The organism is Pseudomonas sp. UYIF39, from assembly GCF_029963765.1.
In the GTDB taxonomy this organism is placed as follows: Bacteria; Pseudomonadota; Gammaproteobacteria; order Pseudomonadales; family Pseudomonadaceae; genus Aquipseudomonas.
Genome location: NZ_JALBYU010000008.1, coordinates 1 through 14243, shown reverse-complemented (window position 1 = coordinate 14243; position 14243 = coordinate 1). Strand labels below are relative to the sequence as shown.

The window sequence follows — 14243 nt, the reverse complement described above, 5'->3', positions numbered from 1 at the left end:
GCGTGCGCTGATCAACCTTCTGTCCCTGTGCCGCCAAGTCGTCACCTGGGTTCGACGCTTCGCCGGGAGTAGGTTCTTTGTCTTGCCGCCCGGCACTGAGTGATTTGATCAGAGCGACGAGCGCACCCAGTTCATCGTCATTGAGGGTATAGGTCACCATGACCGGCGGGTAGCCTTGTACCAGTCGGGCCTTCGGATCGAGGATCGACTCTTTCACGTAGGGCTCATCGACGAGCACGCTGGTGCCATCGGCAAGCTGTTCAGTGCGACCGTACAACCCCTTCTGGCACTGCCATCCTGGCTATGGCAGCCACCGCAGGCGTATTTTTCGACCAGCAGCCGGCCTTTTTCCAGCACGCTGTCCTGACTGGGTTTTGCAGCTGTTGCTAATGTCTGCGCAAAAGTCGGTTGGCTGTTCAGCCATTGAACAAAGGTGGCCTGGCCTTCCACGATCATATGGCCGCGCATGTTGTATTGACCTACGCCACAATATTCAGCGCAAAGAACTTCATATTTCCCCGTTTTAGTCGGTGTAAACCAAAAGTACGACATCATCCCTGGCACCATGCCCATCTTGCTGCGCATTTGTGGGACATAGAAATCGTGCAGCACATCTTTAGAGCGCAGTAAAACTTTTGCCGGCTTATCGAGCGGAAGGCGAACGTCATTGTTTAATATAAGTACATCGTCTTGCCCAACAGGATCCTTGGAGTCAAGGCCGAAGGGATTGGCGGAATCAACAAACTTAATATCCGATTTGCCCAGCTTCCCGTCCTCGCCGGAAAAACGAAAAGTCCATTGCCACTGCTGGGCGACCACTTCAAGTTCATAAGCATTTTTCGGAACCCGAACGAAGCCACGGTAAACAACCAGACCTGGCGCCAACATCGCGGCAATACCTACCGAGGTCACGATAATCAACCATGCTTCTAACTTTTTACTTTCTGGCTGGTAGACCGCCCTGGCACCCTCCTTATGACGATAACGCATCTCATCGGTATGCATAAGCATCGCCACAGAACAACATCGTCAGATCAATACTAATCTGACGCCAAAAACAGGCTAGACAAATACCATCTATCTTCATGGCAAAGTCCGCAGGAAGTATAGTTCATGGCCGGAACGAGCGCTTTTCCTGAAAAGCCGTGCCGCTTGGATATTCCAACCTCAGCATCAACTTCATTACTTGAAACTATTCGCTATATATAGCTGTAAATATTCAGCAACACATCTCGCCTGGATGACACGTCGAGTAAGCGAGGTCCGGTTGCCAGCTATAATCAGGTCTGATTACGGAAGGCAAAGATCGTCTAAAAGCGCCCGCGAAGATCCTTGCCTATGCATTGCGGTCAGACAAGTGACGGCCAAGAGCTATAGCGTCCAGCCGTCCACAACGGAGATTTCGTCATGAGTGCCTTGACGATCGAAGGCTGGTGCAAAGTCAACGGACAACAAAAGTCGACCTCGGTGGGTGAAATCCATTTTTACGTCGATGGCCCCCTCCATAAGGGTCTGGAGGACGCTGAAGAACGCCTGCAGAAGACCCATGAGCGTGAAGCCATGGTCGATGTCGACATGGACACACTGGAGTTGAAATTGCCAGAGGGATACGGCCCTTTGTCCGACTGCCAGATGCGCGTCTATATACACAACGAGCGCGGTCAGTTCCATCTGGTCGGGCATCGAGCAAGTGATGGAAGCTTGATCTATAGCAACGCGGTTTTGATTGATCAGCTGATTGACGCCTAGCTCAGACGGAATTCTCGGCCATTGGTACACGAAAGGGACAGACGAAAAGAGCGCAATCTGTCCCTTTTTCATTAATGCATCAACGCGTCGCAACGATAAACAACCGTGGGAACGGCAGCAGCACTGAACCATCGGCCAACGGCGGATAGGCCAGTTCGATTGCCGCTTGATACTGCTTGAGATACTGCGCCCGCTCCGCCTCATCCAGCGGATCGAGAAACGGCCGCAATCCGCTGCCCTTGAACCACTCGACCACACCAGACGCGCCGCCAGCAAGTGGATGATGGTAAGTCGTGCGCCACACATCGACACGCGAACAGTGGGCTCGCAGCATCGAGTAATAACCACTGGCATCTGCCATCTGCGTCCGCTGCCCGGCGGCGCCCGCCAGTTTGTCAACCCATGGACCATCGGCTGCAACTTCGCGCATCAAGCGATGCGAAGGTTCGTTGAGATTGTCCGGCATCTGGATCGCCAGACTGCCACCGGGCGCCAGTTTGCTCGCCAGCGCAGGCAGCAACTTCGCGTGATCAGGTAGCCACTGCAACACCGCGTTGGCGAAAATCACATCGAACGGGCCGTTTTCGTTCCAGGTATCAATATCAGCCGTATCGAATTGCACCTGCGGCAAGCGCTTGCGGGCGGCGTCGATCATATCGGTCGAACTGTCCAAGCCACGCACAGTGGCATTGGTGAAGCGCTCAACCAGCAACTCAGTCGAATTACCAGGGCCGCAACCGATGTCGATTGCCGAGTGCGGGTCCACAGCAGGGATCGCGGCCAGCAAGTCACGGGCGGGACGTGTGCGTTCATCTTCAAAAGCGACGTATTGTTTGGCGGACCAACTCATTGCGTTCTCCTGTCGGTGCGTTGTTGTAGCAAGAGGCGGGAAACCGGTTCGCTACGATACCTCGACCGGTGCGCTCTGCCCTATCCGACCTATGGCGAAAGCGGTCAGTTAACCCGCCAATACCCACGAGACCAAACGTACAAAGAGGATTTGAATGAGCATTTTTATCGCAAAATCTTCTGAAGCCATAACCAAACCGACCGTTCTCCGAACTAGAAACTAAGCAATTTTGACAGCCTAAAATTCACATCTATAGTCCGATTGCGGCTCATCGAAAGGAACCCGAACCCGTTAGCTTGCACGCAATGAGTAAGGCCCGCTCATGCCTTAAACCCACTCATGAGCCGCAAAACCCGACCAGGATTGATGAACGCCTCATCTTTCCATCAGCGACACAAAAACAACACAAAGTACAATAAATGACAGCTTAATGATGCTTGTCACCATTGACGGCAAGAGCTTCCATATCCGTGGCAGGACCGTCTGCTTGCTCGCTGAACACAGCGTGGTGTTCTACGAGATACCTGTAGGTGATGCCGGGGTACTTTCCAAAAAAACCGGCCTCATGGGTAACCTCATGGGTCGGTTTTTTATTGAATATGGAAATGTAATTAGAATTTCCAACACGCCGTCGCTGTCTGAAAATCAGGCGCATCCCGATAAGGAACACGGCTATGAAGTTCGCAAAAGTCGCTCAGACACTTGCCCTGTGGGCGGGCAGCCCCAAGACGTTCATGGGGGCGATCATTCTGATTTTTCTGTGGGGGCTGAGTGGGCCGATTTTTCACTTCAACGACACCTGGCAGCTGGTCATCAATACGTCGACCACCATCATCACGTTCCTGATGGTGTTCCTGATCCAAAACACCCAGAACCGCGACACGGATATTTTGCATTTGAAAATAGATGAGTTGCTGCGGGTGACAAAGGATGCGCAGAACGCGATGCTGGGGCTCGAAGCGCTGGATCTCAAGCAGTTGGAAGCGCTGAGAAAGCAGTATCAGCAACTTGGCGAGGGCGAAACAATTTCCGTGGACGGGACCGTCGTCGAGGAAAAAGGCAAACCGGATTTGAATAAATGCTGATCGGAAAGTCGCGGGTGGACCGAGGCCACCCGCGCACTCCGATGGCTAGCGACTGGTTTGCAGCGCCTTGGCCATTTGCAGATGGCTCTGCAATTTTGGCAGGGTTTCTTCGGCGAAGGCTTTGATTTCAGGCACGTCGGTGGTCTGCGCTGCCTGTTGCAGCTGTTCGATGGCTTCCTGGGTGGTTTTCACCTGACTGGCCGCGTAGGCCTGGTCGAAGCTCGCGCCGTCCTGCACTTGCGGCATCAAGGCTTTGGCTTTATCGACTACCTCTTCGCGCGGAGCCACCGGCAAATCCAGTTGCTTGGCGATTTTCGCCAGGTGCTGGTTGGCGGTGGTGCGGTCGTTGATGACGACGATGGTGTAGTCCTTGACCTCTTTGGATTCGGTTTTCTGGTGCGCCAGCCGGCTGGCTTCGATATCGGCCATGCCTTTGGCCGATGCATCGTTGATGAATTCGGCGGGGGACTGGGCAAAGGCACTGCTGGCGCACAGGCCCAGCAACGTGGCAAAACTGGCATTGCGTAATCGGGTGGCCATCCGGCTCATGGTCGCGCCCTCCTCGTAAAAAATTCAAACGGGAGCTTACGCTCCCGCCTCTCAATCAAAACTACCTTCACCGCTATTTCGATTTCTGACCACCTTTGCGGCCCATGTCGGGTTTCACAGGGTCTTTATCGACAGTCGTGGTGGTAGTTTTCCCACCTTTGCGACCGGTTTCAGACGCCTTCGTTCGATCGTTGGCGAAGTTTCCCGAGTTCGAGTTTCTTGAATTAGGCATGATTCTCTACCTCTTGGTGATGATCGCGGCGAGCAGGAGCCCGCATAGAATCAGAATTTCGATCGCCGCAAAGGTTTAGAAAAGTTGAAATCGCCGCGACGAACGGTGGCAGATTTTTCAAGCCCCGAGGCGCTGGTGATGTTCGCGCTTGACGGCATACATGGCCTCATCGGCATGCCTTAACAGCTGCTTTTCCTCGGTGCCGTGCTCGGGGTAATGAGCGACGCCGATACTCGGCAGAATGTTCACGCTGTGCCCATCCAGGCGCAGGGGTTGAGCCAGAACCTGACGGATTTTTCCCGCCACGTTGTTGGCGTCTTCCGACGCGTGGATGCTGTGCAACAACACCACAAATTCATCACCCCCCATGCGCGCCACGGTGTCGGTTTCACGCACGCAGCCTTTGAGCCGATTGGCGACCGCTTGCAACAGCATGTCGCCGACTGCATGGCCGTGGGTGTCGTTGACTTCTTTGAAGCGGTCGAGGTCAACATACAGCAATGCCATACGCCCGGAATCCGCCCGAGCCAGCGCCAGTGAGTCTTTGAGCCGGTCACGGAGAAGCTCGCGGTTGGGCAACTGAGTCAGTTGGTCGTACTGGGCCATGCGCTGCAGTCTGGCATGCAATTGCTTGCGCTCAATCGCTGTGGCGACCTGGGCGCAAACGTATTGCAGCAGTTCCTTGTCCTGCTCGGTGTAGCGCTCACCACCGGGTACGCTTTTAACGATCAGCGCACCGATGGTGCCGTTTTGTGAACTCAACGGCACACCCAGCCAGCAAGGTGAATGCCGGCCCGCGACCAGCGCTTCAAACCCCGCCAGTGGATTGTCCTGATCCGGGGTCAGCAGAATCGGCAAGCCGCTGCGAATCACCTCGGCGCAGAGACGTCCTGTGATCGTTCCGGGCTGCTCGGGTTGCTGCTCATGGTCGTTGACGTGATAGGGGAAATTCAGCTGTGCACAGTGTTCGTCATGCAACGCCACGGAAAAATTCAGCGCCGGCAGCCATTCACCGATGATCAAATGGACGCGCTTGAACAGCGCCAGTAAATCTTCCGCCGCGTGGGCTGCTTCGGAGATCGCATACAACGCCGCTTGCCGGGATTCGGCCTGCTTGCGCTCAGTGATGTCGCGTGCCACGGCGATTCGCAGTTGGTCGACCTCCGACCAGCGCGCCGACCAGAGGATGTGCGCCACTCGGCCATCTTTGCGCAGGTAGCGGTTTTCGAAATTGAGCTTGGGGTCGCCGCCCATGATCTCCCGCGCGGCATCGAGGGTGCGCTGACGATCGGCGGGATGCACCAGGTCGATCATCGGCACGCCGATCAGCTCTTCGGGGGTATAACCGAAAATACGCTCGCAGGCCGCGCTGACAAATACGAAGCGACCTTGTTTGTCGACCGCACAGACGGCGTCCAGCAAGAGATCAATGTAACTCGCCAACGGCGCGGAATTTCTGGTTGCCATAGTGCGGTGAGCGTGTCCGGACAATGCAGCAATAAAGAACTCTCCCTGACCCCATCAGTGCAACTGACGCCTCCCTGCGATCAGTCTCAAGCCTTGTTCGTCACCAACCCCGGCAATGCATGCGCCAGGGCGTTGATGGCGAAACCGATAAACATCACCCCACACAGCCGGGTGATCAACAGCTCATGGCGCTGGTACAACATGCGCACCTGCCGCGCACCGACAATGCCAATGAGGATAGCGTAGGCCATGAGACCGCCAACGAAGCTCAGGACAATCAGCCACGGCAGCATCGACCAGTGAAGCAACTCGGCACGGCTGGACAGCAGCGCCGTAAAAGTCGCTACCGCCACCGGGTAAGCCTTCGGATTGGTCAGGCCAAACAGAATGCCGTGCCAGAACGGTTGCCGCGCCGGGCCCTGTGGCACTTCAACACTGCTGCGACGGGCACGAACCGCGCGCAGACCGAGCCAGAACAGATACAGCCCGCTGAACACTCCCAGCACATCGAACGCGGTACTGCCGATTTCCCGCGCACCGACAATCGCGATCAGCGCGGTGCTGCACCAGACCACATCCCCCAGCAAATGCCCGCAGAGAAACCCTGCCTCGGCCCTCCGACCACGCGCCGCACCGATGCCGAACACCGCCAACACACCCGGCCCCGGCGTGATGCCGTAGATAAAGCCCGAGGCGAGAACAGCCATTAGCAGCGATGGGGTCATTGGAAGTCCTGTTGAGCCGGGGTGAATGCACGCAAGTCTATCCCAGGTCTCCGGGGATCGACTTACTGATCGTCGAAGAACTTCATCCGCGCAAGGGCTGCTGCCGACCGATTAACCTTTAAGTGCTTCTGGTACGACGTATTGCTTACCGTCATAACGGAGAGTGACTTGGGTTGTCTTCAATTTTTTGGATTCGCCATCGCATAGCTCGCCCACCTTGAAGCTTTTCGTCAGCGTCACAGTGGAGCTGACAATGAGGTCTGCGAACCCGTTTTGCATCGACTGAGCGATACCGACCGTTCGCTGCGTCCGCGCCCCCTCTCCTGCGCAATTGCCGTCCCACTCGCCATTGCTGGTATCGACCACCAGCCCTTCCAGCACGGGGCGTAGAACACTGCCATCCTTGAGATACAGTGCCAGTTCTGTTTTCGAATAGGGACTGACACTAGACTCATGCGCAAATTTCGAACGAATGCCAAACGCACGCTCGTCAGTGTTCAGCTTGTACCTTGCTGTATCAATGGCCAGCCCTTCATACGCCACAGCATCCGAATAATAGGCGTCTTTTTTTCGGTAGTTGGCTAGGCGCTTCGAATTCGATGAATGGATGAGCGACAATTCCAGATCGACATTCCCGCCGTCATTACCTGCATCTACGAAGTCCGGGGTAAACGTCGATGTGGCAACAATCGTCAGGTCGTCATATGCCGGCCAAACCTTGCACAGCGTGAATGAACGCTGGCCGAATGGCGCCTCATCTTCGCAACCCGCTTGAGCCTGGCCGGCAGCAATGATGAGGCCGAGTACGGCGATTGAACTCAGCAGTTTCTTGGTAGTAATCATTGTCTTCCCTGATCGTCTCGAATCGCTCGCAGTACTTAAACGCCCTTGAAACCTTGTGGAAGGACATAGGCTTTGCCGTTGTATCGGAGTGTCGTCAGCACGGGTTTGGCGGTGATTGATCTGGATTCACAAGCCTCCCCCTCGCCTTTGCCCATGATACTGGTGGCCACCGATTTGACGATCAGATCCGCAAATCCATGTGAGCTGGTTTTGCCGATCTCGACGGTTCGAACGGTGTTGTAGCGCTCACCAGCACAATTGGTATCCCATTCGCCGCTCTCCGCCTCCGTGATGAGCCTGTCCAGGACTGGACGCAACTGATTGCCTTCTTTTACATAGAGCGACAGCCAGGTTTCAGCCATGGGATTGGCGCGAGAAGAACCGCTGAATCTGATCCGTACGCCAAAGGCTCGCAGTTCTGGAGTGAGTGTGTAGCGGGCGGTATCCAGTTGCAGGTCTTCAATACCAAATGCATCAGACACGAAGGCAGATGCCTGATGGAAGGATGCCAGTGGTCTCGATTCACTGCCCGACACTACCGCAAGACTGAGGTCATAGATCCCGTCACTACCCGAACTGTCGAAAGAGGGATTCGCTTCGTGCTGCGAAGTGGCAGTCAGAGTAAGGCCGGGATAAGCGGGCCAATCTTTGCAAACGGAAAAACCGAATTCGTCACTCAACGGTGGTGGCGCACATTCGGCGAACACTTGGGCCGTCATTATCAAGCTGCACGCAGCCAAACTCCCCATCAACCCAGACTTCAATGTCATGCCCTGCTCCTTGTTTACCTCAAAAACCCAGACAATTTCAGCCGCGCACTATCCCCGGCTCGGCAGGTCTGTTCAATCATTTGTTACGGCAGACGAACGGGGGTGGTCTAACCCCCTGCATGACGCTGTAGTATGTTGTATTACAAACCACTACATCGAGACCGTCATGTCCGTCATGTCTTTACGTCTGCCAGACGAAATCGCCGATACCCTCGCCAATCTTTCCAAGGCCACTGGCCGCAGCAAATCATTTCTCGCGGTGGATGCTCTGCGTGAATATCTCGCGAGGGAAGCCTGGCAAATCGAGGAAATTCAGAAAGCACTGAAAGAAGCCGATGCTGGTGACTTCGCAACGCCGGAAGAAGTGAATGCAATCGCTGACAAGTGGACAGCCAATGCGGGTTGAGTGGCTGCGTACCGCATTAAAAAATCTCGATGACGAAGCCACTTATATAGCAATTGAGAATCCGAAAGCCGCAGCGGACTTCGTCCAAGCCATCCTTGCCAGCGTCGATCACCTTGCACGCTTCCCGGCAACCGGCCGTGAAGGCCGCCTGCCCGGCACTCGAGAATGGGTCTTGCCAGACCGACCTTATCTAATTCCCTATCGAGTTCGCCAAGGACGCCTGCAGGTACTAAGGGTCTTCCATACCAGACGTCTTCCGCCTACCAGTTGGTAAACACTACAAAATCAGGGCACTGGATAGAACGTCATCCGTGCCTAATCCCCTCCTCAATCCGCCCATTCAACCAGTTCAACGCCTGATCCCCACCCCGCCGCTTGTGCCAAACCAACACAAACGTAAACGACGGAATATGAAACGGCGGCGGAACCACGATCAACGACTGCTCATCGATATTGAGCAACCCTCGGGAAGCGACGGTGAGGATCAGGTCGGTGCCGCTGATGAGTTCCGGAGCAACGCTCCAGTGCGGCAGGCTGATCGCCACGCGACGGCGTTCACGCAGGGCTGTCAGGGCTCGTTCGATTTCCGGGGTGCCGCTGCCGCGCATTTCCAGCAGGACGTGGGGTCGGGCGAGGTAGGTTGGCAAGTCGAGCACGCCATCGGCGGGCAGGCTGTTGCGGTCGATCAGACAGGCGTAGTGCTCTTCGAACAGCGGAGTGCTGCGCAACTCGTTCGGCAATTCTGGAAAGACGCCTGCCGCCACGTCGATGTCGCCGTTGAGCACCCCCTCGAGCATGCCTTCGCGGCTGGCATGGCTGATTTGCAGATCGATGCCCGGCGCTTCCCGGCGCAAGGTCCGTATCAACCCCGGCAGGACGATTGCAGCGCCATAGTCGGACATCGCCATTCGAAACGTGCGCTTGGCGGTGGCCGGATCGAAGGTATTCGGTGCCAGCAGCGATTGCACTTGAGCCAGGGCTTCGGCCAACGGAGCCATCAACTCCAAGGCTCTCGGGGTTGGCACGAGGCTGGCGCCCGCTCGCACCAGCAAAGGATCGCCAAGCAGATCACGCAATCGCGCCAAGGCATGACTGACGGCCGGCTGACTCAGGTGCAGGCGCTCGGCGGCACGGGTCACGTGTTGCTCGCTGAGCAAGGCGTCGAGGATCACCAGCAAATTGAGGTCGACGCGCCGAAGATCATTCATCTGATGCATGTTCTGGATAGCTATTTGGAATTTAAATCTGCGCGACGAATACTTTAGAGTCCAGCAAAACCTGTTGGAGAATCGTCATGAGTACGTTGCATTGGGCCGGGCTGTTGCTGCTGGCCGTGATAGCCGGGGCGGTGGTGCCTTTTCAAAGCGCAATCAACGCCAACCTCGGCCGCGGCTTGGGTCATCCGTTGTGGGCGACCCTCGCGTCGTTGTTGGTGAGTATTGTGGTGTTGTTGCCGGTTATGTTGGCGCTGCGTTTGCCGTTGCCGTCGCTGGCGTTCATCAGCAAAGCGCCACAGTGGATGTGGGCCGGTGGCGCGTTTGGGGTGTGCTTTATTTCGTTGGCGCTGATGCTGCTGCCCAAGCTCGGGGCGTCGGGGTTTATGGCGTTGGCGCTGGCCGGGCAAGTGGTTGCGTCGCTGGCGCTGGATCACTTCGCAATGTTTGGATTGGTCGAGCGGCAGATGACCGTGTCGCGGGGGGTTGGCGCTTTATTGCTAGTAGCGGGAGTGGTGTTGATTCAGTTCAGCGCTACACCGGCCAAAGCGGTGATTGCAGCCTCTTGAAAATCAAAAGATCGCAGCCTCCGGCAGCACCTATAGGGATGCGTGGTCCCAGGTAGGAGCTGCCGAAGGCTGCGACCTTTTAAAACTTGTCGAGCGTGCGCAGCTTCTGCGGCAACCCCCACATCAGCAGCGCCACGGCGATCAGCGCACAGACGCCGATGACATACAGCGCCGGCGTGGTACTGCCGGTCAGGTCTTTGATCCGCCCTACCATCACCGGGCTGACAATGCCGCCGAACTGGCCGAGGGTGTTGATCACCGCGATCCCGCCAGCAGCCCCTGCGCCAGCACCGGCCAGCAGTTTCGGCGGCAGGGTCCAGAAGCTCGGGATGGACGCGATGATCCCGGCACCAAGCAAGCCCAGCGCGACAATCAGGAAGGTCGTGTGGTTAGCGAAGATCCCCGCACAGAAGAACCCCACCGCGCCCACCGCCACCAATCCTGCGACAAACTTGCGCCGCTCACCGGTCGAGTCGGACAACCGCCCGATCACCACCATGCTGATGGCGCCGCAGATGTAAGGGATGGCGGTCAGCAAACCAATCATCACCGGGCTCTCGGTGCCGGCGCTGCGAATCAGTTGCGGGGCCCAGAAGTTCAAGCCGTAGGACGCCACCTGAATCAGGAAGTAGATCAGCCCGAGCGTCAGGAAACCCGGAATCCGCAGTGCGGCGAGCAACGAGCCGCCACTCTTGTGCGGTTCATGGTGAGCGATACGGCTGGCCAGCAGCGTTTTCTCTGACGGTGTCAGCCAATGGGCGTCCTCTATGCGGTCCTTGAGCAACGTCAGCACCAGCAAGCCAAGGCCGATGCAAGGCACGCCGCCCAGCAGAAACAGCCAGTGCCAGCCGCGCATATCGAGGAAGCCGTCGAGGTGTTGAAGCACCAGCCCGGAGAACGGTGCGCCGACCAGACCGGCAAACGCCGACGACAGAAACAACATCGACGTGATGCGCCCGCGATAGTGCTGCGGGAACCACAGCGTCAGGTAATACAGCACGCCTGGGGCGAAACCTGCTTCCATCGCGCCAATTACAAAGCGCAGCGCGTAGAACTGCCATTCGCTGTTGACGAAGACCATGGCGGCGGTGGCCAGCCCCCAGGACATCATGATCCGGGCGATCCAGCGCCGGGCGCCGACCTTGTACAGCATCATGTTGCTCGGCACTTCAAAGATCACGTAACCGACCACAAACAGCCCGGCGCCGAGGCCGTAAGCGGTATCGCTCAGGCTCAGGTCGGTCTGTAGCTGGAACTTGGCAAAGCTGATGTTGATGCGATCGAAAAACGCGAACAGGTAGCAGACAATGATCAACGGCATCAGGCGCCAGGCGACTTTGCTGACCAGGGCTTTTTCTTCGTCGTGGCTAACGGACGGGCTCGCGCCCGCCTCCAGTACATTAAGGCTCATGATGGTTCTCCAGGCGGACTGCCCGTGGGTGTCCGATTGTTTTTGTTGTCTGGTGTGGGATTACAAGGTTGTGATGGATTGCGGGGACGGATGCAGATCGCAATTGCGTCCGGCCTTGGCCAGTTGCCCGGGTACTTCGTGGCCCAGCAGTGCGGGTAACCCTCGCGACAATTGCAGCAACAGCGGCAGATCGATGCCGGTGTGAATGCCGATCTCATCGCACAGGTTGACCAGGTCTTCGGTGCAAATATTTCCCGAGGCCCCTGGCGCGAACGGGCAACCGCCGAGCCCGCCCAATGCCGCGTCGAAGCGTCGGGCACCGGCCTCATAGGCGGCCAGTACGTTGCACAGACCGAGCCCGCGGGTGTTGTGGAAATGCAGGGTCAAGTCAGTGGGTGAAACGCGCTGCAAGACCCGCCGCACCAGACGATCAACCTGCCGCGGATTGGCCATGCCGGTGGTGTCGGCCAGGGTAATGCCCTGAATCCCGAGTTCCTGATAAGCCTCGACGATTTGCAGCACGCGATCTTCATCGATCTTGCCCTCAAACGGGCAGCCGAAGGTGGTGGCGATGCTGGCGTTGAGTCGCACCTTCGTCCCGTGAACGAATTGCACGATCTCGCCAAACGCGGCCAATGAGGCTTCGCAACGCATGCGCATGTTGGCCAGGTTGTGGGTCTGACTGGCGGACATCACCAGATTCATCTCGTCGGCCCCCGTCGCCAGCGCCCGTTGCGCGCCTTTCAGGTTGGGGATCAACGCGACGTAAATCACCCCCGGTTGCCGGGTGATGCCCTTGAACACCAGCTCACCATCGCGCAGCGCCGGAATCGCCTTGGGGGAAACGAACGAGCCTGCTTCGATGCGACTGAAACCGGCCAGCGACAGCTGATCGATCAAGGCAATCTTGTCGGCGGTTTCGACCCAGGTCGGCTCGATCTGCAAGCCGTCGCGGGGGGAGACTTCCTGAACAATCAGAGTCTCGGAAAAATCGGTGATCATTGCACCACCCCTTGAGCTTTCAGCCGTTCGATGTCCGATCCTGTCAGGCCCAGTCCCGCGAGGATGCCGTCGGTGTGCTGGCCCAACGCAGGTCCGGACCAGTTCACGCCACCGGGCGTCTCGGACATTTTCGGCACAATGCCGGGCATCTTCACCGTGGCACCGCCGGGCAGGTCGGCGTTGAGCAGCATGTCCCGCGCCTGATAGTGCGGATCGGCGACGATGTCGGCGACTGAATAGATGCGCCCGGCTGGGACTTCGGCGGCTTCGAGAGCAGACAGCACCTCATCAATGGGCAGGCTGCTGGTCCAGTGAGTGATCGCCGCATCGAGCACGTTGCTCTTGGCGGCACGCCCGTCGTTATGGGCGAACTCCGGAGCCTCGGCCAGATCACGGCGACCGATCACGTCCATCAAGCGCTTGTAGATCGGGTCGCTGTTGCCGGCGATCACCACGTAGGCGCCATCGGCCGTCAGATAGGTGTTGGACGGCGCGATACCTGGCAAGGCCCCGCCGCTGCGCTCACGAACATGGCCGAGCATGTCGTATTCCGGCACCAGGCTTTCCATGACGTTGAACACACTTTCGGCCAGGGACACATCGACCACTTGCCCACCGCCCTGCCCGGTCTTGACCCGCAGCAGCGACATCAAGGCACCGATTACCGCGTGCAGCGAAGCCAGGGAATCGCCGAGGCTGACGCCCACCCGGGCCGGAGGTGAACCGGGCGTGCCGGTGGTGTAGCGGATCCCGCCCATGGCCTCGCCGATGGCACCGAAACCCGGACGATCACGGTACGGGCCGGTCTGGCCATAACCGGAAATACGCACCAGGGTCAGGTTAGGGTTGAGGGCGTGTAACACGTCCCAGCCCAGACCGAGTTTCTCCAGGGCGCCGGGGCGCAGGTTTTCGATCAGGACGTCGGCACTGGTCGCCAGTTGCTTGACCAGCTCAATGCCTTCGGGGGATTTGAGATTCAGCGCCAGGGACTTCTTGTTTCGCGATTGCAGGTACCACCACAGCGACGTGCCTTCGTGCAGCTTGCGCCATTTGCGCAGCGGGTCGCCCTGACCCATGGCTTCGATCTTGATCACTTCAGCGCCGAACTCGGCAAGCATGCGCGCGGCGAACGGCGCGGCGATCAGCGTGCCGATCTCGATCACTTTGATTGCACTCAAGGGGGCAGTCATCGCGGGGTACCTCATGTTGTTCTTGGAATATGTGCCAAGGCTAGAGGACCACGGGGCCTGAAATCCAACCTTCAGTTGGCAACGAGCGTTCGCGAAACGCGAACGCCTTGAGAATTACCGCGACCTTAAGTCCGCTATCGCGAGCAAGCTCGCTCCCACATTTATTTGTGTCAGGCGTTGG

Annotated in this window: 16 protein-coding genes and 1 pseudogene; 5 read left to right on the top strand and 12 right to left on the bottom strand. The window is 57.6% G+C overall.

Annotated elements, in window-relative coordinates:
• Nucleotides 1-7: 7 nt before the first annotated feature.
• A pseudogene (locus MO767_RS12680) lies at nt 8-990 on the bottom strand (c-type cytochrome); the annotation flags it as partial.
• 417 nt (nt 991-1407) lie between these two features.
• Between MO767_RS12680 and MO767_RS12675 the strand changes: the two are divergent.
• Entirely contained in the window at nt 1408-1749 is a 342-nt protein-coding gene (locus MO767_RS12675) for a hypothetical protein (protein ID WP_282480771.1), read from the top strand.
• Between the two features lie 79 nt (nt 1750-1828).
• On the opposite strand, the gene tam is transcribed toward MO767_RS12675, so the two are convergent.
• Nucleotides 1829-2599, bottom strand: a complete 771-nt coding sequence (gene tam, locus MO767_RS12670; RefSeq protein WP_282480770.1) for a trans-aconitate 2-methyltransferase — start codon at nt 2597-2599, stop codon at nt 1829-1831.
• Nucleotides 2600-3273: 674 nt separating this feature from the next.
• Between tam and MO767_RS12665 the strand changes: the two genes are divergently transcribed.
• Nucleotides 3274-3684, top strand: a complete 411-nt coding sequence (locus MO767_RS12665) for a low affinity iron permease family protein (RefSeq protein WP_282480769.1) — start codon at nt 3274-3276, stop codon at nt 3682-3684.
• 45 nt (nt 3685-3729) lie between these two features.
• Here the strand turns inward: MO767_RS12665 and MO767_RS12660 are convergent, their stop codons facing one another.
• The 6 genes from MO767_RS12660 to MO767_RS12635 form a co-directional block, all read right to left on the bottom strand.
• A complete protein-coding gene (locus MO767_RS12660; RefSeq protein WP_282480768.1) occupies nt 3730-4233 on the bottom strand; it encodes a DUF4142 domain-containing protein in 504 nt (167 codons plus the stop codon).
• Between the two features lie 73 nt (nt 4234-4306).
• Nucleotides 4307-4465, bottom strand: a complete 159-nt coding sequence (locus MO767_RS12655; RefSeq protein ID WP_129441885.1) for a KGG domain-containing protein — start codon at nt 4463-4465, stop codon at nt 4307-4309.
• A gap of 117 nt (nt 4466-4582) precedes the next feature.
• On the bottom strand, nt 4583-5932 hold the full coding sequence (locus MO767_RS12650; RefSeq protein WP_282480767.1) for a diguanylate cyclase: 1350 nt from the start codon (nt 5930-5932) through the stop codon (nt 4583-4585).
• An 86-nt stretch (nt 5933-6018) separates the two neighbouring features.
• Nucleotides 6019-6657 carry a LysE family translocator gene (locus MO767_RS12645; RefSeq protein ID WP_282480766.1) on the bottom strand — a complete coding sequence of 213 codons (639 nt, stop codon included), beginning with the start codon at nt 6655-6657 and terminating at the stop codon, nt 6019-6021.
• A 111-nt stretch (nt 6658-6768) separates the two neighbouring features.
• Nucleotides 6769-7500, bottom strand: coding sequence for a hypothetical protein (locus tag MO767_RS12640; protein ID WP_282480765.1), 732 nt, complete (start codon nt 7498-7500; stop codon nt 6769-6771).
• 35 nt (nt 7501-7535) lie between these two features.
• Nucleotides 7536-8270 (bottom strand): hypothetical protein, encoded by a 735-nt coding sequence (locus MO767_RS12635; protein ID WP_282480764.1) that lies wholly within the window; start codon nt 8268-8270, stop codon nt 7536-7538.
• Nucleotides 8271-8436: 166 nt separating this feature from the next.
• Here MO767_RS12635 and MO767_RS12630 point away from each other — a divergent pair, with 166 nt between their 5' ends.
• The gene (locus MO767_RS12630; RefSeq protein ID WP_282480763.1) at nt 8437-8676 is read left to right on the top strand and encodes a ribbon-helix-helix protein, CopG family; all 240 of its coding nucleotides are present in this window, start codon (nt 8437-8439) and stop codon (nt 8674-8676) included.
• Nucleotides 8666-8950, top strand: a complete 285-nt coding sequence (locus MO767_RS12625) for a type II toxin-antitoxin system RelE/ParE family toxin (RefSeq protein WP_282480762.1) — start codon at nt 8666-8668, stop codon at nt 8948-8950. The genes MO767_RS12630 and MO767_RS12625 overlap by 11 nt, the downstream gene beginning before the upstream one ends.
• Nucleotides 8951-8981: 31 nt before the next feature.
• Here MO767_RS12625 and MO767_RS12620 read toward each other — a convergent pair whose 3' ends face one another.
• The gene (locus tag MO767_RS12620; protein ID WP_282480761.1) at nt 8982-9893 is read right to left on the bottom strand and encodes a LysR substrate-binding domain-containing protein; all 912 of its coding nucleotides are present in this window, start codon (nt 9891-9893) and stop codon (nt 8982-8984) included.
• A 77-nt stretch (nt 9894-9970) separates the two neighbouring features.
• On the opposite strand from MO767_RS12620, the gene MO767_RS12615 reads away from it, so the two are divergent.
• Nucleotides 9971-10459 carry a DMT family transporter gene (locus MO767_RS12615; RefSeq protein ID WP_282480760.1) on the top strand — a complete coding sequence of 163 codons (489 nt, stop codon included), beginning with the start codon at nt 9971-9973 and terminating at the stop codon, nt 10457-10459.
• A gap of 79 nt (nt 10460-10538) precedes the next feature.
• On the opposite strand, the gene MO767_RS12610 is transcribed toward MO767_RS12615, so the two are convergent.
• From MO767_RS12610 to MO767_RS12600, 3 genes are read right to left on the bottom strand one after another with little or no spacing between them, the layout of a single operon-like run.
• Nucleotides 10539-11870 carry an MFS transporter gene (locus MO767_RS12610; protein ID WP_282480759.1) on the bottom strand — a complete coding sequence of 444 codons (1332 nt, stop codon included), beginning with the start codon at nt 11868-11870 and terminating at the stop codon, nt 10539-10541.
• Between the two features lie 60 nt (nt 11871-11930).
• Nucleotides 11931-12872 carry a hydroxymethylglutaryl-CoA lyase gene (locus MO767_RS12605; protein ID WP_282480758.1) on the bottom strand — a complete coding sequence of 314 codons (942 nt, stop codon included), beginning with the start codon at nt 12870-12872 and terminating at the stop codon, nt 11931-11933.
• Nucleotides 12869-14062 carry a CaiB/BaiF CoA-transferase family protein gene (locus tag MO767_RS12600; RefSeq protein ID WP_282480757.1) on the bottom strand — a complete coding sequence of 398 codons (1194 nt, stop codon included), beginning with the start codon at nt 14060-14062 and terminating at the stop codon, nt 12869-12871. Before MO767_RS12600 ends, MO767_RS12605 begins: the two co-directional genes overlap by 4 nt.
• Nucleotides 14063-14243 lie beyond the last annotated feature (181 nt).